Source organism: Nonomuraea aridisoli, assembly GCF_003236395.1.
In the GTDB taxonomy this organism is placed as follows: domain Bacteria; phylum Actinomycetota; class Actinomycetes; order Streptosporangiales; family Streptosporangiaceae; genus Nonomuraea; species Nonomuraea aridisoli.
The window spans coordinates 1-19,763 of the sequence record NZ_POUD01000057.1 but is presented as its reverse complement, the minus strand read 5'-3'; the positions used below and the strand labels follow the sequence as shown (position 1 = coordinate 19,763).

21 protein-coding genes are annotated in these 19,763 nt (G+C 74.9%); 4 read left to right on the top strand and 17 right to left on the bottom strand.

The window, feature by feature from the left end; genetic code table 11:
* Nucleotides 1-2: 2 nt before the first annotated feature.
* Genes C1J01_RS16090 through C1J01_RS16080 form a run of 3 tightly spaced genes read right to left on the bottom strand, consistent with a single transcriptional unit; the run spans nt 3 to nt 2,345 of the window.
* On the bottom strand, nt 3-647 hold the full coding sequence (locus C1J01_RS16090; RefSeq protein WP_111179778.1) for a response regulator: 645 nt from the start codon (nt 645-647) through the stop codon (nt 3-5).
* Nucleotides 638-1,744 carry a sensor histidine kinase gene (locus C1J01_RS16085; RefSeq protein WP_111179777.1) on the bottom strand — a complete coding sequence of 369 codons (1,107 nt, stop codon included), beginning with the start codon at nt 1,742-1,744 and terminating at the stop codon, nt 638-640. Before C1J01_RS16085 ends, C1J01_RS16090 begins: the two co-directional genes overlap by 10 nt.
* Entirely contained in the window at nt 1,728-2,345 is a 618-nt protein-coding gene (locus C1J01_RS16080) for a DedA family protein (protein WP_111179776.1), read from the bottom strand. The genes C1J01_RS16085 and C1J01_RS16080 overlap by 17 nt, the downstream gene beginning before the upstream one ends.
* 100 nt (nt 2,346-2,445) lie before the next feature.
* Between C1J01_RS16080 and C1J01_RS16075 the strand changes: the two genes are divergently transcribed.
* Nucleotides 2,446-5,205 carry an SCO1167/SCO6262 family helicase gene (locus C1J01_RS16075; protein ID WP_500048041.1) on the top strand — a complete coding sequence of 920 codons (2,760 nt, stop codon included), beginning with the start codon at nt 2,446-2,448 and terminating at the stop codon, nt 5,203-5,205.
* A complete protein-coding gene (locus C1J01_RS16070; RefSeq protein WP_111179775.1) occupies nt 5,202-6,332 on the top strand; it encodes an SWIM zinc finger family protein in 1,131 nt (376 codons plus the stop codon). Before C1J01_RS16075 ends, C1J01_RS16070 begins: the two co-directional genes overlap by 4 nt.
* An 18-nt stretch (nt 6,333-6,350) precedes the next feature.
* Here C1J01_RS16070 and C1J01_RS16065 read toward each other — a convergent pair whose 3' ends face one another.
* The 4 genes from C1J01_RS16065 to C1J01_RS16050 all read right to left on the bottom strand — a co-directional run bounded on the left by C1J01_RS16065 (nt 6,351) and on the right by C1J01_RS16050 (nt 10,651).
* Nucleotides 6,351-7,754, bottom strand: a complete 1,404-nt coding sequence (locus C1J01_RS16065) for a dihydrolipoyl dehydrogenase family protein (protein ID WP_111179774.1) — start codon at nt 7,752-7,754, stop codon at nt 6,351-6,353.
* A 116-nt stretch (nt 7,755-7,870) separates the two neighbouring features.
* Nucleotides 7,871-8,770 (bottom strand): LysR family transcriptional regulator, encoded by a 900-nt coding sequence (locus tag C1J01_RS16060; protein WP_111179773.1) that lies wholly within the window; start codon nt 8,768-8,770, stop codon nt 7,871-7,873.
* 34 nt (nt 8,771-8,804) lie between these two features.
* The gene (locus C1J01_RS16055) at nt 8,805-9,443 is read right to left on the bottom strand and encodes an NAD(P)-dependent oxidoreductase (protein ID WP_111179772.1); all 639 of its coding nucleotides are present in this window, start codon (nt 9,441-9,443) and stop codon (nt 8,805-8,807) included.
* A 29-nt stretch (nt 9,444-9,472) separates the two neighbouring features.
* Nucleotides 9,473-10,651: an MFS transporter gene (locus C1J01_RS16050; protein ID WP_111179771.1), complete on the bottom strand. Its 1,179-nt coding sequence runs from the start codon at nt 10,649-10,651 to the stop codon at nt 9,473-9,475.
* 58 nt (nt 10,652-10,709) lie between these two features.
* Between C1J01_RS16050 and C1J01_RS16045 the strand changes: the two genes are divergently transcribed.
* Nucleotides 10,710-11,669 (top strand): ArsR family transcriptional regulator, encoded by a 960-nt coding sequence (locus C1J01_RS16045; RefSeq protein ID WP_111179770.1) that lies wholly within the window; start codon nt 10,710-10,712, stop codon nt 11,667-11,669.
* Here the strand turns inward: C1J01_RS16045 and C1J01_RS53060 are convergent.
* A complete protein-coding gene (locus C1J01_RS53060; RefSeq protein ID WP_328589638.1) occupies nt 11,660-12,889 on the bottom strand; it encodes an alpha/beta hydrolase in 1,230 nt (409 codons plus the stop codon). The genes C1J01_RS16045 and C1J01_RS53060 overlap by 10 nt on opposite strands.
* Before the next feature lie 55 nt (nt 12,890-12,944).
* Here C1J01_RS53060 and C1J01_RS16035 point away from each other — a divergent pair, with 55 nt between their 5' ends.
* Nucleotides 12,945-13,469 (top strand): helix-turn-helix domain-containing protein, encoded by a 525-nt coding sequence (locus tag C1J01_RS16035; protein ID WP_111179769.1) that lies wholly within the window; start codon nt 12,945-12,947, stop codon nt 13,467-13,469.
* A gap of 4 nt (nt 13,470-13,473) precedes the next feature.
* Here the strand turns inward: C1J01_RS16035 and C1J01_RS16030 are convergent, their stop codons facing one another.
* The 9 genes from C1J01_RS16030 to C1J01_RS15990 form a co-directional block, all read right to left on the bottom strand.
* Entirely contained in the window at nt 13,474-13,869 is a 396-nt protein-coding gene (locus C1J01_RS16030; protein ID WP_111179768.1) for a VOC family protein, read from the bottom strand.
* A gap of 1 nt (nt 13,870) precedes the next feature.
* Nucleotides 13,871-14,479: an SRPBCC family protein gene (locus tag C1J01_RS16025; RefSeq protein ID WP_181448771.1), complete on the bottom strand. Its 609-nt coding sequence runs from the start codon at nt 14,477-14,479 to the stop codon at nt 13,871-13,873.
* Nucleotides 14,479-14,829 (bottom strand): ArsR/SmtB family transcription factor, encoded by a 351-nt coding sequence (locus C1J01_RS16020; RefSeq protein ID WP_111179766.1) that lies wholly within the window; start codon nt 14,827-14,829, stop codon nt 14,479-14,481. Before C1J01_RS16020 ends, C1J01_RS16025 begins: the two co-directional genes overlap by 1 nt.
* Nucleotides 14,830-14,875: 46 nt before the next feature.
* A complete protein-coding gene (locus C1J01_RS16015) occupies nt 14,876-15,481 on the bottom strand; it encodes an energy-coupling factor transporter transmembrane component T family protein (protein ID WP_111179765.1) in 606 nt (201 codons plus the stop codon).
* On the bottom strand, nt 15,478-16,161 hold the full coding sequence (locus C1J01_RS16010; protein WP_235854463.1) for an energy-coupling factor ABC transporter ATP-binding protein: 684 nt from the start codon (nt 16,159-16,161) through the stop codon (nt 15,478-15,480). The genes C1J01_RS16015 and C1J01_RS16010 overlap by 4 nt, the downstream gene beginning before the upstream one ends.
* Before the next feature lies 1 nt (nt 16,162).
* The gene (locus C1J01_RS16005) at nt 16,163-17,305 is read right to left on the bottom strand and encodes a thiolase family protein (protein ID WP_111179764.1); all 1,143 of its coding nucleotides are present in this window, start codon (nt 17,303-17,305) and stop codon (nt 16,163-16,165) included.
* A gap of 31 nt (nt 17,306-17,336) precedes the next feature.
* Nucleotides 17,337-18,698, bottom strand: a complete 1,362-nt coding sequence (locus C1J01_RS16000; RefSeq protein ID WP_111179763.1) for a class I adenylate-forming enzyme family protein — start codon at nt 18,696-18,698, stop codon at nt 17,337-17,339.
* A gap of 7 nt (nt 18,699-18,705) precedes the next feature.
* Complete coding sequence (locus C1J01_RS15995) at nt 18,706-19,314, bottom strand: biotin transporter BioY (RefSeq protein ID WP_111179762.1); 609 nt, start codon at nt 19,312-19,314, stop codon at nt 18,706-18,708.
* Between the two features lie 98 nt (nt 19,315-19,412).
* On the bottom strand, nt 19,413-19,763 hold a 351-nt coding region (locus C1J01_RS15990; RefSeq protein WP_146615608.1), incomplete at its 5' end, for a DNA/RNA non-specific endonuclease.

The following is a 19,763-nucleotide window of genomic DNA, read 5'->3' as shown; positions in this document are numbered from 1 at the left end:
GCTCAGGACCCCAGGAAGCGCAGGACGGCCAGGACGCGGCGGCTGTAGCCGCTGGCGTGGGCCAGGCCGAGCTTGTCGAACAACGAGTTGACGTGCTTCTCCACCGCGCTCTGCGACACGTGCAGCTCCTGGGCGATCGAGGCGTTGGTCAGGCCCTGCGCCATCCGCTCCAGCACCTCCCGCTCACGCGCCGTCAGCCGGGCCAGCGGATCGACCTGGGTGGTGCGCGCCAGCAGTTGCCGCACCACCTCCGGGTCGAACGCCGCCCCGCCGGCGCCCACCCGCTCCAGCGCGTCCAGGAAGTCGCCCACCTGCGCCACCCGGTCCTTCAGCAGGTAGCCGACGCCCTCGACGTCGGAGCTCATCAGCTCGGCGGCGTAGCGCTTCTCGACGTACTGCGACAACACCAGCACCTTGACCTGCGGCCAGCGGCGGCGGATCTCCAGGGCCGCCCGCAGCCCCTCGTCGGTGTGGGTCGGCGGCATGCGGACGTCCACGACGACGGCGTCCGGCACGTGCTCGGCCACCGCCTCCACCAGCGCCTCCCCGTCGCCGACGGCCGCGGGCACCTCGTGGCCCTCCTCCGCCAGCAGGCGTACCAGGCCCTCGCGCAGCAGCGTGGAGTCCTCGGCCAGGATCACCCGCACGGCAGCACCGCCGTGATCGCCGTCGGGCCGCCCTGCGGGCTGCGCACCTCGAAGCGGCCGTCCAGCGCCGCCACCCGCCGGGCCAGCCCCGACAGGCCCCCGCCGGCCGGGCTGGCGCCGCCGCGGCCGTCGTCGCGCACGTGCACGACCACCGCGGCGTCCTGCTCGGCCACCTCGACCGCGATGCGGGAGGCGCCGGCGTGCTTGGCGGCGTTCGTCACGGCCTCGCACACCACGAAGTACGCCGCCGTCTCCACCGCCATCGGCGGGCGCCGCGTCAGCCGGCACTCGACCGTGACCGGCACGCTGGAGCGTTCCGCCACGCCCGCCAGCGCCTCGCCCAGCCCCAGCGTGTCCAGCCCGCTCGGGTAGACCCGCCAGGCCACCTCGCGCAGCTCCGCCAGCGCCTGCTGCGCCTCCTGATGGGCCTGCTCCAGCAGCTCGGAACGGCCCCGGCGGGCCCGGCCGACCAGCATCGACAGCGCGACCAGCCGCTGCTGCAGCCCGTCGTGCAGGTCGCGCTCGATCCGGCGCCGTTCGGAGTCGACCGCCGCGACGATGCCGGCGCGGCTCTCGGCCAGTTCGGCGATGCGGCGTTCGAGCGCCTCGGTGGGGTCGGGGGCCAGCAGGCGCAGTGCCAGGCGGCGTTCCAGGGCGTGCACGCCGACCACGCCCGACAGGACGAGGAACAGCAGCACGATTCCGCCCACGGAGAGGTAGGCGACCAGCGGCGCGGAAGGGCGCATCCCGTCGAACGGCTCGCCCTGGGTCCACGCAACCACCAGCCGCACGCCGGTCACCAGCCCGAACGCCAGCAGCGCGATCACCAGGCCGCCCAGGACGCCGACCGGGACCCGGGCGGCGAGGTAGCCGCCCGCGCGGGCGTCGCGCGCGCCGGGCCGCAGGGCCTCCAGCGCCGACAGGTCGAGCCGCAGGCGGCGGGCCTCCAGACGGGCCAGCCGCCGGGCCGACACCCCCACGTTCGGGTTGCCCAGGAACGGCAGCGTCAGCACCAGGAACGCCAGCTCCAGCACGGCGGTGAGCGCGCCGAGCGTGACCGCGCCCAGCAGGCGCAGCCCGTCAGCGGCGACTCGCATGCCTGCCCTTGCGCCGCTCGCTGAGACGGACCACGACGAAGACGACGATCGCGAGTGCGACGATGCCGATCACCACGTTGGTGCCGATGCCGACGTAGGTCTCCACGACCTCCCAGCCCTCGCCGAGCCAGTAGCCGGCCATCACGAACAGGGTGTTCCAGATGAGGCTTCCCGCCGTGGTGAGCAGGGTGAAGATCATGATGGGCATCCGCTCGACGCCCGCCGGGATGGAGATGAGGCTGCGGAAGATCGGGATCATCCGGCCGAAGAAGACGGTCTTGCGGCCGTGGCGCTGGAACCACGCCTCGGTCTTCTCGATGTCGGCGATCTTGACGAGGGGGAGCTTGGCCGCGATGGCCAGGGTGCGGTCGCGGCCGAGCAGGGCCCCGACGCCGTAGAGGGCCAGGGCGCCGATCACGGAGCCGAGGGTCGTGAACACGAGCACCGCCACGAGGTCCATGTCTCCTTGGCTCGCGGTGAAGCCGGCCAGAGGGAGGATCACCTCGCTCGGAAGGGGCGGGAAAAGGTTTTCCAGCGCGATCGCGAGCCCCGCCCCGGGCGCCCCGAGGCTCTCCATCAGTCCAACCAGCCAGTCAGTCATGGGTAAAGGGTAGGGAAGATCGGATGAGCCCGGAATGAGGTTCGCTTCCCTCGCCGCACTGTGGCAAACCTCAGGCCGATGTACCGTACACTGTACGGCCGTGACTGTTGTGACGGATCTGGTACGGCACGCTGCCGTCTTCGAGCCCGGCGACCCGCCCAGATCCGGGCGGATGATCTTCCTTGACCCTGGTGGCGAATCTCTCGTCACAATCGTGGAACGGTTCGGCGACGGCCCTGCGCACACCCCCGAGACGCGCCCGGAAATGCGCCTGCGCGAGGCGGCGGCGACGTACGTTCCGGTCGGCGAGGCCGTGTCGGCGCTGGCGCGGGCCCGCGCCGACGCGCGCGCCCACCCGGCGGCCCGCTTCTGGGGCGCGGCGGCGGTCGTGGCGCTGCAACTCCTCGCTCGCGGCCGGATCCTCCCGGGCGTGTCGGCCGCCGACCACGACTGCTGGCGGGCCGGCCCGCTCGACGCCGACGACCTGCGCCGGGTGCGCGAGCTGGCCGCCGCCATGCCCGCCGAGGCCCGCGCCGTCCCGCTCCCGGAGGCGGACGGCGAGCCGCGGCTGCCGGACGCCGAGCCGCTCGTGCGCGCCTTCCTCGACGCCGTGGCCGACACCATGCCGCGCTCGCCCGGCGCCGTCCTGGCCACCGGCGCCCGCGCGTACGCCGCCGCCGAGCCCGTCAAGGTGCCCGGCCTGCGCCGCTGGGCGGAGGAGAACTCCGCGGCGCTCGACTCCGGCGTACGGCTGTCGCTGCGCATCGAGGCCGACGACCCGGCCGCCGCCGAGTTCCGCGCCGTCGCCCAGCTGCACAGCCTGGCCGACCCCGCGCTCGTCGTCGACGCCGCCGACCTGTGGCACGGCCGCGCCCCCGGGTTCGGGCCGCGCGCCCGCATCGAGGCCACCCTCGCCGTCCGCCGCGCCGCCCGCGTCTGGCCCCGGCTGGAACGGCTGCTCGACGCCGCCGTGCCCGACGAGCTCACGCTCGGCGACGACGACCTCGGCGACCTGCTCTCAGGCGCGGCCGACCGGCTGGCCGCCGCCGGCGTCGACGTCCACTGGCCCCGCTCCCTCGTACGGGGGCTCAGCGCCCGCGCCGTCGTCGGCGAACGCGACCCCGCCCCCTCCGACCTGCCGTCGTTCCTCGGCGGCCGGCACCTGACCAGCTTCGACTGGCGGCTCGCCCTCGGCGGCGAGCCGCTGACCGCCGCCGAGATGGACCGGCTCGCCGAGGCCCACCGGCCGGTCGTGCGCCTGCGCGACCAGTGGGTGCTCATCGACCCCGGCCTGGCCCGCAAGGCCCGCGAGCGCGAGCTCAAGCCGCTGAGCGGCATCGAGGCGCTCGCCGCCGCCCTGACCGGCACCGCCGAGGTCGACGGCGAGCAGGTCGCCGTCGAGCCCTCCGCGTGGCTGGACGACCTGCGCCGCCGCCTGGCCGAGCCGCCCGCCGACGTCCCCGTGCCCGCAGGCCTGGCCGCCACCCTGCGCGACTACCAGCTGGCCGGGCTGCGCTGGCTGGCCAGGATGACCTCGCTCGGGCTCGGCGCCTGCCTGGCCGACGACATGGGCCTGGGCAAGACGATCACGCTCATCGCCCTGCACCTGCACCTGCACCGCGCCGGCACCGGCCCGACGCTCGTGGTGTGCCCGGCGTCGCTGCTGGGCAACTGGGAACGCGAGATCACCCGCTTCGCCCCCGGCGTCCCCGTGCGCCGCTACCACGGCGCGAGCCGCACCCTGGCCGACGAGGGCTTCGTGCTCACCACGTACGCCACCATGCGCCTGGACGCGCCCCGCCTGGCCGAGCACCCGTGGGGGCTGCTCGTCGCCGACGAGGCCCAGCACGTCAAGAACCCCGCCTCCGGCACCGCCAAGGCCCTGCGCGAGATCCCCGCCGCCGCCCGCGTCGCCCTGACCGGCACCCCCGTGGAGAACAACCTGTCGGAGCTGTGGGCCATCCTCGACTGGACCACCCCCGGCCTGCTCGGCCCGCTGACCAGGTTCCGGGCGCGGTGGGCCAGGCACGTCGAAGGCGGCGACACCGAGACCGCCGAACGGCTGGCGCGCCTGGTCGGGCCGTTCCTGCTGCGCCGCCGCAAGAGCGACCCCGGCATCGCCCCCGAGCTGCCCGCCAAGACCGAGACCGACCGCCCCGTCGCCCTCACCGCCGAACAGGCCGGGCTGTACGAGGCCGTCGTGCGCGAGAGCATGACGCAGATCGCCGGCGCCTCCGGCATGGCCAGGCGCGGCCTCATCGTCAAGCTGCTGACCGCGCTCAAACAGATCTGCAACCACCCCGCCCACTACCTGCACGAGAGCGCGCCGCGCCTGGCCGGCCGCTCCGGCAAGCTGGAGCTGCTCGATGAGCTCGTCGACACCATCGTCGCCGAGGACGGCGCCGTGCTGGTCTTCACCCAGTACGTCGCCATGGCCCGCCTCATCGAACGCCACCTGACCGGCCGCGGCGTGCCCACCCGGCTGCTGCACGGCGGCACCCCGGTCGCCCGCCGCGAGGAGCTGGTCCGGAGCTTCCAGGACGGCGGCGTCCCGGTGTTCCTGCTGTCGCTCAAGGCCGCCGGCACCGGGCTCAACCTCACCCGCGCCGACCACGTCATCCACTACGACCGCTGGTGGAACCCCGCCGTCGAGGACCAGGCCACCGACCGCGCCCACCGCATCGGCCAGAGCCGCCCCGTGCAGGTGCACCGGCTGATCGCCGAAGGCACCATCGAGGACCGCATCGCCCAGATGCTCGCCGCCAAACGCTCGCTCGCCGACGCCGTGCTCGCCTCCGGCGAGGCCGCGCTCACCGAACTGACCGACGCCGAACTCGCCGCCCTCGTGGAGCTCCGATGACGGACCCCCGCGGCTTCGCCGCCTTCCCCCCGCAACGCGCCGGCGCCCGCTTCGCCACCACCTGGTGGGGACGCTCCTGGATCAAGGCCATGGAGGACACCTCGCTCGACCAGACCCTGCTGCGCCGCGGACGCGCGTACGCCAAGACCGGGCGGCTCGGCCCCATCACCGTCAGCCCGGGCCGCATCGCCGCCGTCGCCGAGGACGAGTACGACACCGTCGTCGCCGTCGAACAGCTGAACGACGCGGAATGGGAACGCCTCCTCGACCAGGTCGCCGCCAGGGCCGGCCACATCGCCGCGCTGCTCGACCGCGACATGCCGCACGAGCTGGTCGCCGACGCCGAGGACGCCGCCGTGCCGCTGCTGCCGTCCGTGGGCGACCTGACGCCCGAGTGCTCCTGTCCCGACTGGGGCCACCCGTGCGTGCACGCCGCCGCCCTGTGCTACCAGGCGTCCTGGCTGCTGGACGCCGACCCGTTCGTGCTGCTGCTGATGCGCGGGCGCGGCGAGCGCGAGCTGATCGAGGCGCTGCAGCGGCGCGGCACCCCGCGCGCCGAGCCCTCCGCGGGGGCGGCCGGGACCCCGGCCGCGGAGGCGTTCGCGGCGGGCGTGCCGCCGCTGCCGGAGCCGCCGCCGTTCGAGGTGGTCTTCACCGCGCCCGCCCTGGAGCCGGGCCCCGGCGTGGACGTGGCCGCGCTGGCCGCGCTGGCGGCGCTGGCCGCCTCCGCCGCCGCCCGGGCGCGCGAGCTGCTGCTGCGCGGCCGGCTGCCCGACCTGACGCCGCGCCAGGACCACGTGCGCCTGGCCGCCGACCACGGCCTGGACGCCGGCGTCGGCGCCGACGCCGTCGAAGCCTGGCGGTACGGCGGCGCGGACGGCCTCGACGTGCTCGAGACCTCCTGGAGCCCGCCCTCGCACGACCTGGCCAGGGCACAGGCGCGGCTGGAGGCCGCATGGGAGGACGCCGTTCCGCCCGCGATCCGCGCCTGGCGCAACCGCTGGACCCTCGGCGACCGGCAGTTGCGCTACGGCCGCGACGGCCGCTGGTATCCGTTCGACCGCCGCGGCGGCGAGTGGTGGCCGGCGGGACCGCCCGAACGCGACCCGGCGGCGCTCATGGGCTGATGAGCGCCGCCGGCGTGATCAGCAGGCGCCCGGGCGCCGGTCACCGCCTTCGGACATGGCCAGCACGTCGTTGAGCGCCTCCGTCGAGCTGGGATGCGTGTAGACCGCGTCGCGCAGCTCGGCGGCGGTGACGTGGTGGCGCATGGCCAGCGCGATCGTGTTGACGATCTCCTGGGCGTCGACGCTGAGCAGCGCGGCGCCGAGGATCTCGTCGGTCTCGGCGTCGAGGACGAACTTCATCAGCCCGCGTGTCTCCTCCACCACGTACGCGCGCGGCATCGCGACGATGTCGGCCACCGCCTGCTTGGCGATCCTGACGCGGTGGCCGGCCGCGCGCGCCTCCCGCTCGGTCAGCCCCACCGTGGCCAGCGGCGGCGTCATGAACAGCGTCGCCGGGATCGCCACCCGGTCCGCCCGCGACCGCCGCCCTTCGCCGACCAGGTGGTCGAGCACGATCCGGCTGTCGTCCAGCGAGATGTAGGTGAACTGCGGGCCGCCGTTGACGTCGCCGAGGGCGAAGATGTGCGGCTGGCTGGTGCGCAGGTGCTCGTCCACCTCGATCCCGCCGCGCTCGCTCGTGCGCACGCCCGCGGCGTCCAGGTCGAGCCCCCGGATGACCGGCGCGCGACCGACCGCGGCCAGGACGGCGTCGGCCGGCACGCTGTGGCGCTGCCCGTCGCGCTCGTAGACGACGTCGGTCTGGGCCACGCCGTCGCGGACCTCGGTGACGGCGGCGCTCGTGACGAACTCGACGCCCTCGCCCCGCATGACGTCGAGCGCGGCCTCGGCCACGTCGTCGTCGAGCCGGCCGAGGATCTCCGGCGCGGCCTCCAGCACCGTCACCTGGGAGCCGAACTGCCCGTAGATGGAGGCGAACTCCAGGCCCAGGTAGCCGCCGCCGATGATCACCAGTCGCTCGGGCAGGTCGGTGCTGTGGATCAGGTCGGTGCTGGTGACCAGGCGCTTGCTGTCGCGCAGGCCCGCGATGTCGGGGACGATCGGCTCGGAGCCGGTGTTGATGACGATCGTGTCCGCGGTCACCGTGGCGTGGCCGCCGCCCTGGGCGACCTCGACGGTGTGCGGGCCGGTGAAGCGGGCGCGGCCGGTGAGCAGGGTGATCGTCTCGGCGGACTGCATCGCGTCGCGGTTGCCCGCGCGGAACATCGACGTCAGCGCGTGCACCTCGGCGACGGAGCGGGCGTACCACTCCTGCGGCGCGTCCTCCGGGCGCCGCTTGCGGGAGTGGTGGACGAGTGCCTTGGTCGGGACGCAGCCCACGTTGGGGCAGGTGCCGCCGTACATCTGGTCGGACTGCTCGACGAGGACGACGTTCCTGCCCAGTCCGCCCAGCTTGGCGGCCACGGTCTTGCCGCCCTTGCCGAAGCCGACCACGAGAACGTCGGCGTTGATGGTGGTGCTCATGGAATCTCCAGGTCTGTCAGTGCAGCCGGGAATGTCGTACGGGATGTCAGCGCCGACCGGCGCCCGGTCCTTCCTCCCTACCCATCACGCCCGGTTATGGCCGCCATAAGCGCTGCTCAGACGGCGTCCGGCTCGGCGAACCCGCTGACGAACACGCCGACGTCGCGGCGGCGGGAGGCGGCCGGCCACACCGCCCACGTACGGCGCACCAGCGGATGGCCGACGAGCGGCGACCAGGAGACGTTCTCCGGCAGCGGCTGCGACCAGTGCGGCGGCGCGAGGGCGAAGGACTGCCCGGCGCTGACGGCCGCCAGCTTCACCTCGGCGATCAGCGCCTGGCCCTCGGGCGCGGGCGGGCCCAGGTCGAGGCCATGGCTGCGCAGGATGGCGGTCAGCTCGTCGAACCAGGCGGGGCTGGCGGAGCGCGGGAAGGACACCCACGTCAGGCCGGCCAGCGCCTCCAGGTGGATGCCGTCGGGGCCGCGCAGCTCGGCGGCCTGGTCGGCGGACAGCAGCACGCCCAGGCGTTCCCTCACGACGAGCATCGCGTCGAACTCGCGGCCGGGCGGACGCTCGCGCAGCAGGGCCACGTCCAGCTCGCCCGCCTGCAGCGCCGCCTGCTGCGCGGCCGTGGACAGGTGCAGCGCCTGCACGCGCGTCTCGGGGCAGGCCAGCGCCAGCCGCTCCAGCGGCGGGCCGAGCAGGTCGGAGGGCAGCTCCAGCGGAATGCCCAGCCGCAGCACCCCGCCGGTCTCGCCGGAGTAGCGGCCCATCGCGCGCAGTAGTCGGTCGTGCCGGGCGAGCAGTGCCCGGGCCTCGCCGAGCAGCGTCACCCCGGCCTCTGTGGGGCTCACCCCTGTGCTGCTGCGCACCAGCAGTTTGACGCCCAGCCGGCGTTCGAGCGCGTTGACCGTCTGTGACAGGGCCGGCTGGCTGATGTGCAGCCGCCGTGCCGCCGCGGACATGCCGCCTTCCTCCGCCACCGCGACGAACGCGCGTAGCTCCCGAAGTTCCATGCGGTCATGCCATCACACGCCGGCGGGTCCGGTGTCAGGAGGCCACCGAGACGACGCGGCGGACGGAGGAGGCGTCGCCGATCAGGGCGAGCATGCAGTCGGCCAGGTCGGCGCGGGTGGTGGTGTGGCCGCCGCGGACGTTGAGGTCGAGGGCCGTGCGGTAGCGGCCGGTCGGGCCGCCGTCGGTGAGCCGGGACGGCCGCACGATCGTCCAGTCGGTGTCGCTGCCGCGCAGCACGTCCTCGGCCTTGGCCAGGTCGGCGTAGACGTCGCGGAAGACGCGCTGGACGATGAGGGGTTTGAGGACGTACCGGGTGAAGGGGCCGTCGCCGGCGTCGGCGGCCAGGCCGGAGGCGCTGACCATGAGCACGCGGCGGGTGCCGGTGCCGGCGATCGCCTCCAGGACGGCGGCGATGCCGTCCTGGCAGATGGTGGTGGGGCCGCGCCCGCGGGGGCCGAGCGCGCTGAGGACGGCATCGCGTCCCTCGACCGCCGGGGCGAGGGAGCCGGGGTGGGTCACGTCGCCCTGGTGCACGTCGAGGCGGTCGCGCAGGCCGTCGGGCAGGCGGGCGGCGTCGCGGACGACGGCGGTGACCTCGTGGCCGCGCTCGAGCCCCTGGCGCAGGAGCCGCAGGCCGGTGCCGCCGGTGGCGCCGAGGATCGTGATCCTCATGGTCGCGTTCCTTCCTTTTCGGACGGACGCTACCCGACGGGCCGGGCGGCCGCGGGGGACCGCAGGCCAGGGGCCAGGGCGAGGGTGACGGCGGCCGACGCGGCGGCCATGACGGCCATCGCGGTCGCGGGCGAGGTGTGCTGGGCGACGGCGCCCGCCAGGGCCGCCCCGACGCCCTGCATGGTCATCATCCCGGAGGAGTGCAGGCCGAGCGCGTGCCCGCGCAGCTCGTCCGGGGTGAGGGCGACCAGTCGTTCCTGCAGCAGCAGGCTGGCGGCGTAGCCGACCGAGGCGAGCACGATCGCCGCTGCGGCCACCGGCGGCGCCGGCTCCAGCACGAACACCAGGTACGGCACCGCCAGCAGCAGCCGCAGCGGCGAGGCCAGCCGTTCGCGCCACCGCGGCGGCGTGAACCGGCCGACCAGCAGGTCCCCGGCCAGCATCCCGAGCGCGGCCAGCGCGAACAGGGCGCCCGCGTGCGCCGGGGCGTACGGGACGAACAACGCCTCACAGCCGACGATCAGGCCGTTGGGCACCCACAGCGCCAGGTAGACGAAGCGGCGGGACGGCGCGGACCACAGCCGCCGGTTGCCGCGCCACGTGGCCGCGACCGACGGACGCCCGCCGGCGCGGGCCGGGCGGCGGGCCAGCCCGAACCGCGCCACCAGCGCGTCCAGCAGGTAGAGCGCGGCGGCGGCGAGCAGCGTGCCGCGCGGCGACAGCGCGCTCACCAGCAGGCCGCCCGCCGCGTACCCGGCGATCTGCAGCAGACCGGTCGACATGTTGAGCATCGAACGGCCGAGCAGGAACCCCTCACGCGGCAGGACCTCGGTGAGCAGCCCGTAGCGGACGCCGCCGCCCAGCGAGGCGAGCAGACCGAGCACGAACAGCAGGGCGAAGACCGCCCCCACCGGCAGGCCGGGGATCGCCAGCGCGGCCGTCCCCGCGGCGAACGCCGCCGCCAGGCCGCTCATCGCCGCCCGCGGCGGCAGCCGGTCGGCCGCCGACAGCAGCGCCGTCGCCCCCACCACCTGGGCCAGCGACGGGCCGAACATGCTCAGCGCCGACAACAGCGGCGAGGCGGTCTCGGCGTAGACGAGCGTGCCGAGTGCCAGCCCGCTCACCGTCGAGGCCGCCGTCTGCCCCGCGGACGCGGCGAACAACGCCGCGAACTCCCGCACCCGGAAAAGCTCCCCATACGTACGCATGAGGGAGTCTTATGCCGGTACGGATCGGCGCTGTTAGAGTTTCGCGGAGGAGCGAAACATGGGCTACTGGCAGGTCAGCGCCGACACTCTCGCGCGCGGCCGGTTCACCGTATCCGCGCTGTCGGAGACCATCGCCGGCCTGATCCTGCTGGTCAGGGGCTCGCCCGCGCATCCGGGCGAGCGGGCCTGGCTCGACGCCCACCGGGCCGCCTTCCGCGACCTGCTGGCCGCCGACCCGGTCACCGCGCTGCTGGTCCGGGCCGCGCTGGGTCGCCACTGGATCGCCGACTACCTCACTCCCCCGCCGTCCGGCGCGCCGGAGCGCACGTTCGACGACGAGCTGCGGGTCATCCGCGCCACCCCGGCCGACGTCGCGCGGGCGGATCTGGCGGTCGCGCTCGGCGGGCCGCTCCCGGCCGCCCTCGACCGCGACGACCTGCCCGTACGGACGGCCGCCCTGCTGGAGTGGGTGTGGCGGGAGACCGTGCTGCCGGACTGGCCGCGCAGACGGCGGATCATCGAGGCCGACATCGTGGCCAGGACCGAGCGGCTGAGCCAGGGCGGCTGGGCGGCGGCGCTGACCGACCTGCGGCCGGGGATGCGCTGGCTGGGCGACGGCCGGCTGCGGATCAACGCCCACGACCGGCCGCCCCGCGAGCTGACCGGTGCCGAGCTGGTGTTCGTCCCCGTCGTGCCGACCAGCGCGTGGGTGAGCTGGCGGCTGCCGGACCGGTACGCCGTGATCTACCCGTGCGCGGGCCAGCTCGTCGCCGAGCGGCGGACGCCCGCCGCGCTGTCCCGGCTGCTCGGCCCCGCCCGCGCGAACGTCCTGGTCCTGCTCGACGCCCCCAAGAGCACCACCCAGCTGGTGGCGCTGACCGGCCAGGGCCTGGGGTCGGTCGGACGGCATCTGAAGACCCTCCTGGACGCCGGCCTGGTCCGCCGCCGCCGTTCCGGGCGGTCGGTGTTGTACTGGCGCACGGAGCTCGGCGACGCGCTGGTGGCCTGTCAGGAGTAGCGGCCCAGCCAGGCCGCGATGTCGCTGACGACCTCCGGGTCGACGTGCTGCGGCCGGGTGTAGTCGGCGGGCGTCACGGGGCCGGTGCCGGGGAAGAAGAAGTGGTCGTCGGCGTCGTGGACGCGGAACGTGACGTCCGTCCGGTGCGCCAGCCCCGCACGCCAGCGGGCGAGATCGTCGCTCACGGTCACCTGGTAGTCGCGGCCGCCCTGGAGGATGAGCATCGGCTTGTCCAGCGCCGCCGCGCTCGCCACGGGGTCGTAGCCGCGCAGGTCGAGCCAGTAGGAGCCGGGCAGCCCGAACGGCAGCGCGGCGGCCGGGGTGTCGGCGGAGAGGCCGGGATCCTCCACCGCGGCGGCCTGCCGTTCGAACGTCTCCACGGCCGCCCGCGCGCCGGGGTCGAGCGCGGCCAGGTGGCGCACGACGCGGACGGCGGCCCGGTGCATCGGCTCGGCGTCGCCCGCCAGGAGCACCAGCCCGGCGACGGACGGTTCGGCCGCCGCCACCCGCGGGCCGACCTTGCCGCCCATGCTGTGGCCGGCGACGAAGACCCGGCCGACGTCCGCGCGTTCCCGCAGCAGGCGTACGGCGGCGACCGCGTGGGGGACGTACTCGTCGGTCATGGTGGGCGGGACGTGGCCCGGGTGGGCGCAGGTCACCTTGTCGAAGCGGAGCACCGCCACGCCGAGCCCGGCCAGGCCCCACGCCAGGTCCTTGAGCGGTTTGTTGGGCCCGGTGGTGCCGTCGCGGTCGAACGGCCCTCCCCCGGCCAGCAGCACGACGCCCGGCCACGGGCCCGTGCCGCGCGGCACCGCCAGCGTCCCCGGCACGGCCGGCTCGCCCGATCCGACGGTGACCTCGTGCTCGTCGAAGGCCTCCTGGCGGGCGTACGGCGGCGGCGTCCATGAGGGGGCGGACGGGTCGTCGACGCGCAGGCCGTCGAGCAGCCCGGCCTCGTCGAACGACACCACCGCGGTGAGCAGGCCGCGCTCGAACGTCACCGGCACCCGGACCGGCCCGTCCGGGTCGCACCGCGCCTCCCCGACCGCGCGGACGGCGCCGTTGCCGCCCGTGCCGGCGAGCCACGCGGCGCCCAGCCCCCCTGTGGGCACCAGCGCCCGCAGGCTCGGCGCGAGCAACTCCTCGACCTCGTCGAAGCGGCCTTGACCCAGCAGCTCCACCACTGCCCGGGCGCGCGAGCCCGGATCGGATCCCGTCACGGCATCACCTTTCTCGATTTTTGAGAAAGGTAGCACGGTATGAGATTGTGTCGGCGTGGACCCCTTGGAACTGCTCGGCCAGCCCGTACGGCTGCGCATCGTGCACGCCCTGCGCGGCGGGCGCGCCCTGACCACGTCGCAGCTGTGCGAGCGCCTGCCCGGCGTCTCCAAGGCCACCGTCTACCGGCACATCGACCTGCTGGCCGAGGGCGGCATCCTGGAGGTGGCCGAGGAGCGCCGGGTGCGCGGCGCCGTGGAGCGGCACTACCGGCTGCGCGGCGAACACGCCTCGATCGGCATGGACACGTTCGCGAAGATGACGGCCGACGACCACCGGCGCGCCTTCGCGGTGGCGATGGCGGCGCTCATCGCCGAGTTCGACGCCTATCTCGGCCACGAGGGCGCCGACCCGGCCGCCGACCTGGTGGGCTACCGCCAGCACGCCGTCTGGCTCAGCCGTGAGGAGCTGGAGGAGCTGATCGCCGAGCTGCGCCGGGCCATCGTGCCCCGGCTGGCCCACGAGCCCGCGCCGGGCCGCGCCCGCCACCTGCTCAGCCCGATCCTCTTCCCGGTCGAGTGACCTGTCAGGGCAGGTTGAGCTGCCAGGAGACGCCGAAGCGGTCCTGGACCCAGCCGAACCGCTTGCTGAACCCGTACGAGTCCAGCGGCATCAGCGCCACACCGCCCTCCAGCAGCGCGCCGTACAGGCGGGTGAGTTCGTCCTCGCTGTCGCACGTGACGAACAGGGAGATCGACGGCGTGAAGGTGAACTCGTGCCGGACGGAGCTGTCCATGCACAAGTACTCCTGGCCGGCCAGCGTGAAGGCGGCCATCTTGATGGTGCCCTCGCCGGGCTCGCCGGCGGCGAAACGCTCGGCGAAGACGACTTTGGAGTCGTCGAACAGCGACATGTAGAAGGTCATCGCCTCCTCGGCGTCGCCGTTCTGGAACATCAGCGCCGTGGTGGTCTTCTGGGTCATGTCAGGACTCCGGGGCGTAGAAGGCGGAAACGGCGGTGACGGCGGCCTCGACCTCGTCGGCCGATCCGCCCGCGGCGCGGTGGGCGTCGCCCCACGCCCGGCTGCTGCCGAGGATGTAGCGGCGGCCCTCGTCGGTCTCGTGGAACGTCGACTCGTCGACCTTCTCGCCGCCCGCCAGGTGCAGGGCCAGGCCGAGCAGCGCCAGGTCCCAGCCCACGCCGGTCGCGCCGGGGCCGTACTGCGACCAGAACTCCTCCGGCACCTCGGCGGTGTGGCGCAGCTCGAACAGGGTGCCGCCGTCCTCGGCCGACAAGGTGACCTCGACCTCGGAGAAGCCGGGGTTCTCGCCGAACAGCCAGGTGACCCGCAGCCGGCGCGGCGGCTCGCACAGCAGGATCTCGCCGTGCGCGTTGCCCTCCAGCTGGTACGTGCCGCCCAGCCGCAGATCGCCGGAGACGGGCATGAACCAGCGGCTCAGCCGGCCGGCGTCGGTGCAGGCGTCCCACACGTCCTCGACGTCGGCGTCGTAGCGGCGCCGCAGCGCCACGGTCTTGCGCTTGCCGTCGAGCAGCTCGCGGTGTGCGCGGTTGAGCTCGTCAACGATATCCATCACGTTTCCTTCGCCTCGTTGGTCATGCGGCGCTCGCGCCTGCCGCGAGCCAGCTCCGTCGCCAGGGCGTCCAGGCGCTGGCTCCAGAAGCCGCGAAAGCGCTCCAGCCAGAGATCGACCTCCTGCAGCGGCCCCGGCTCGACGGCGTACAGCCGGCGGGTGCCCTGGGCCCGCACCCTGGCGAAGCCGTGGTCGCGCAGCACCCGCAGGTGCTGGGAGACGGCCGGCTGGGAGATCCCGAACTCGCGCTGGATGACGGCGGTGAGCTCGCCCGAGCTCTGCTCACCGTCGGCCAGCAGCTCCAGGATCCGGCGCCGGACCGGATCGCCGAGGACGTCGAACGCGTGCACGACCAGAGTCTTTCAGCTTCCGCTTATATAAGTCAACACTGGGATATCAGTCGTCGAGGCCACGGGCGCTCAGCGCCTCCCCCAGCGCGTCGGCGTGCCGCAGCGACCCCACCACCAGCGGCACCGCGAAGGCGCGCAGGCTGCGCTCGACGCCACGGGCCCGCTGGGCCTCCCTGACGCGCACGGCCAGCGCCGCGATGACCGGCACGCTGCGCACCGTCAGCGACAACAACAACGACAGCCGGAACGGGTCGAGGCCGACGAACCGCGCCGGCGACAGGCAGCGTTCCAGCGCCGCGAGCATGGCCGACATGCGGGTGGTGAGCGTCACCAGCCCGGCCAGCGCCACCGCCAGCACCACGCGCAGCACCGTCGCCGCGGCCGTCTCCGGCCCCGCGAACAGCAACTGGAAGGCGAACAGGACGACCGCGAACCAGCGCACCGGCCGCACCTGCGCCCACGCGGCCGCCGCGCCCACGCGGGACAGCGCGTACAGGGCCGCCACGACGACCGCCGCGACGGCCAGCGCGAGCAGCGAGGGCAGCAGCACCAGCACGGTGCAGGCCACGGCGAGCCCGGCCAGTTTGGCCCCGGCGGGCAGGCGGTGCAGCGGCGAGACGCCCGGGACGTACGCGCCCGTCAGGCCGTTCATGCCATGAGCTTGCGGTAGTGGCCGATGGCCTCGCGCGGGGCGCCGTCGGCCACGACGCGGCCCTCGTCGAGCACCAGCACCCGGTCGAAGTCCTCCAGCAGCGGAAGGTCGTGCGTGACGACCAGCACCTGCTGCGGCAGGTCGCGCAGCAGCGCGGCGACCTGGCGGGAGTGGCGCAGGTCGAGCAGCGTGGTGGGCTCGTCCATGACGAGGATCTCCGGCTCCAGCACCATGACCGAGCAGAGCGCGAGCAGCTGCTTCTGGCCGCCCGACAAGTGGTGGGCGGGGTGGTCGGCGTGACCGGCCAGGCCGTAACGGTCCAGGACCTCGCGTACGCGCCGGTCGGTCTCCTCGGGCGTCAGGCCCTTGCGGCGCAGCGAGAACGCCACGTCCTCGGCCACCGTCGGCATCACGATCTGGGCGTCGGGGTCGGTGAACAGGAACCCGACGCCACGCCGGATCTTCGCCGCGTGGCGGCGGGTGTCGAGGCCGAGCACGGTGACGCTGCCGGAGGTGGGCACCGCCAGGCCGTTGACGAGGCGGGCCAGCGTGCTCTTGCCGGAGCCGTTGGCGCCGACCACGCCGACGCGGCGCTCGGTCAGGGCGGCGGTGACGCCGCGCAGCACCTCGCGCTCGCCGAAGCGTACGCGGACGTCGGAGAAGTCGATCGCGGCGGCCACCTCAGACCACCTCGAACAACGCGGCCACGCCGAGCCCGCCGCCGACCGCGGCCGCCGCCAGGCCGAGCGTGCCCGGCGGGGCGGCCGCGCGCACGAGCCCGCCGAACAGCCGGGTCACCACGACCGCCCCGGTCGCGCCCCACGGGTGGCCGAGCGCCAGCGCCCCGCCGCCGGGGCAGACGCGCCCGTCGTCGGCGCCCAGCGGGTCGAGGCCCAGCGCGTCGGTGACGGCCAGCACCTGCGCCGCGAACGCCTCCACGATCTCCACCGCCGCGATCTGCTCCAACTCCACGCCCGTACGCGCCAGCACCCGCCGGATCGCGGGCACCGGGCCCCACCCGGGCAGCGCGGGATCGCACCCGACGACGGATCCGGCGACCAGCCGCAGGCCCGGCAGGCCCGCGCGCAGGCGTTCCGGCACGAGGGCCACCGCCGCGGCGCCGTCGCTGACCGGGGAGGAATTTCCGGCCGTCACTGTACCTTCCCGGACGAACGCCGCAGGCAGCCGGGCCAGCGACGCCTCCCGCAGCGGGCGCGGCCGCTGGTCGTCGGCTCGCCCGCCGACCGGCACGATCTCCTCCTTGAACGCCCCCGCCGCGCGGGCGGCCAGCGCCCGGGCGTGACTGCGCGAGGCGTAGGCGTCCTGGCGCTCCCGGCTGATCCCGTACCTGGCCGCCAGCGCCTCGGCCGCCGGCCCCATGTCGGGGTCGGGATGCCCGGCCGGGGCGAACGGCGCCCGGGCGTAGGGCGTCTCGGCCCCCCGGTGCGTGCGCAGCGGCGCGGTCGAGGCGCTCTCGGCCCCTCCGGCGATCACCAGGTCCATCTCGCCCGCGCGGACCGCCTGGGCGGCCACCAGGATCGCGGCCAGACCGCTGCCGCACTGCCGGTCCACCGTCAGGCCCGGCACGTCGTGCCCCAGCCCTGCGGCCAGCGCCGACACCCGGGCCACGTTGCCGCCCGGCCCCATGCAGTTGCCCAGCACGACGTCCTCGACCCGCCGCCCGGGCACGTCCTCGGCGACGGCCGCGATGACCGGGGCGGCCAGCCGGTCCACGGTCAGGTCCTTGTAGGCGTGGCCCGCCGTCCCGATGGGCGTGCGCCGCGCCGCCACGACGACGGGCGCGTTGCCGGGGGTTTCTCGCATGTTCAGACCTCGTGACTTCTGGGGGGCGTGTTCAGATCAGCCGCCGGATGCCGGGGTCGCCGTCCGCCAGGCGGGCCGCGACCAGGGCGCGCGCGGGTTTGCCGGTCGCCGTGCGCGGCAGGCTCGGCACGCCGTACCAGCGGCGGGGCCGTTGCGCGGCGTCCAGGCCGCTCCTGGCGGTCGCCTCCAGCAGCGACCGGGGCGGCGCGCCCTCGACGATGGCCGTGACCACCGCGCCCAGCGACGGGTGCGGCGAGCCGACCACGACGACGTCGCCCACGCCCGGCACCTTCCGCAGCACCTCCTCGACGTCCTCGGGCACCACGGTGGCGCCGCCGGTCTGGATCGCGCCGTCGCCGCGCCCGCGCACCCGCAGCACCTCCCCGGGCCGGTACGGCTCCGCCACGTCGCCGACGGTCACCCAGCCGTCGCGGTCGCGCCGCAGCGGGCCCGCCGCGTCGCCCAGGTAGCCCTGGGCCAGCCACGGGGAGCGTACCCACACCTCGCCGAACGCGGAGCCCGCCTCGGGACGGACCTCGATCTCCACGCCGGGGAACGGGCGCAGCCCGTCGCCGTCGACGTCCACGGCGACGAAGGACAGCTCGGTCGCCCCGTAGTAGGCCAGCACGTGCAGCCCGGCGCGGCCGGCCTCCTCCCGCGTGCCGGGGGCCAGGGCCGCGCCGCCGACCACGGCCGCGCGCAGTGACGAGCCGGGATGGCCGGCCACGTCGGGCAGCCGGTGCGGCACCAGGTGCACGACCGTCGCGCCCGCCAGATGGGCGGCCAGCGAACGGCGCGCGGGCCAGCGGCCCGGCACGACGGCCGTCGCGCCGACGGCCAGGGCGTGCACGGCGGCGAAGGCGTACAGGGAGGACACCAGCGGGCCCGGCACCAGCACCACGTCGTCGGGGCCGATCCCGGCCAGGTCGCCGAGGTGCGGGAACGATGCCGTCCACGAGGCACGGCGGCGGACGATCGCGCGCGGCCGGCCGGTGCTGCCGGAGCTGAAGCAGGCCCACGCCAGGTCGTCCGGTTGCGGTTCCCGGCGTACGGGCGGCCCGGCGGCGTACGGCAGCGGCCTGCCGACGAACGCCACGGGGCCGACCGGGGCGGTGACCTGGGACCAGCGGCGCCGGTCCCAGGTGTGGTCGCCGATGAGCGGCGTCGCCCCCGCCAGGTCGGCCGCCAGCACGGCGGCCAGCAGCTCGACCGGGTCGGCCAGAGCCAGGGCGACGATGGCGCCGGGGCCGATCCCCCGGCGCAGCAGGTGCCGGGCGGCACCGCTGATCTTGCCGGCGAGCTCGGCGTAGGTGAGCTCGCCTCCCGGGCCGCACACCGCGAGCTTGGAGGGTCGCTCGGCGGCGTGCCTGATCACGTCTTGCGCTACGGGCATCGAACGGTCAACGCTCCCTGCCGGCGCGCAGGCGTTCCTGGTGCACGGCCGGGACCGCGTCGGGGTAGGCCCGCTGGGTGCCCCGGGCGATCAGGGAGGCCAGCACCGCCTTGATCAGATCGCCGGGCAGGAAGACCAGCGAGAGCCCGGCCGTCGTGCCGAGGGGGACGCCGGTGACGACGGCCTGCACCGGGATGCCGAACAGGTAGATCACGCCGACGCCGCCCACCAGGCACGCCACGACGAGTTGGACGATGCCCGGGTTGCGGCCCGCCCGCTCGACGAGCCAGCCGGTCACGGCCGCGCCGGGGATCCAGCCGATCAGGAAGCCGGCCGACGGCCCGACGAACGCCCCGAGCCCGCCCCGCCCGCCGGAGAGCAACGGCAACCCCGCGGCCACCAGGACGAGGAGCACGACGACGGCCAGCGCGGCCCGCCACGTGCCGAGGATCACGCCCGCCAGCATGACGCCGAGGGTCTGCAGGGTGATGGGGACGGCGTTGCCGAAGACGTTCAGCGAGCCGGGCATGCCGAGGACCGCGATGAGCGCGGCGAACACCGCCACTCTCGCCAGGTCGCCGGTGGGGAACCTGCGCTGCTTGCCTACATCGTTCATGGGCTCGATCCCACACCAGAACGGACACACTGCGGCATGGAGGTATTCCACAACTTTCTCGGCGATCGTCTGCTGACCATCGATACCGGCGTGGCGGGCTAGGCGCCGTCCCGGTCGCAGCGGGCCTCGCGGAAGGCTCGGGCGATCCGCTCGCCCCAGGCGTCGAACTCCTGCTCGGACAGAGTGTCGTTGGGCAGCGTGAGCGTGATCCGGCGGGTCACGCCGGAGATCTTCGGGGTCATGGTGACGTGGATGCGGTCGGGCGCGAGCGCCTTGCGGTCGGGGTAGCGCAGGCGCACCCGGTAGTCGGCCACGCTGCCGTCGCCTTCCAGGCAGGCGCGGGCCCCGTTCTCGACGCGGGCCATCAGCCCTTGGTTGATCTGCCGGCCCCGCATCGGGACGAGGTTGTACCGCATGCTCACCCCGTGGAAGGAGGCCGCGATGAGATG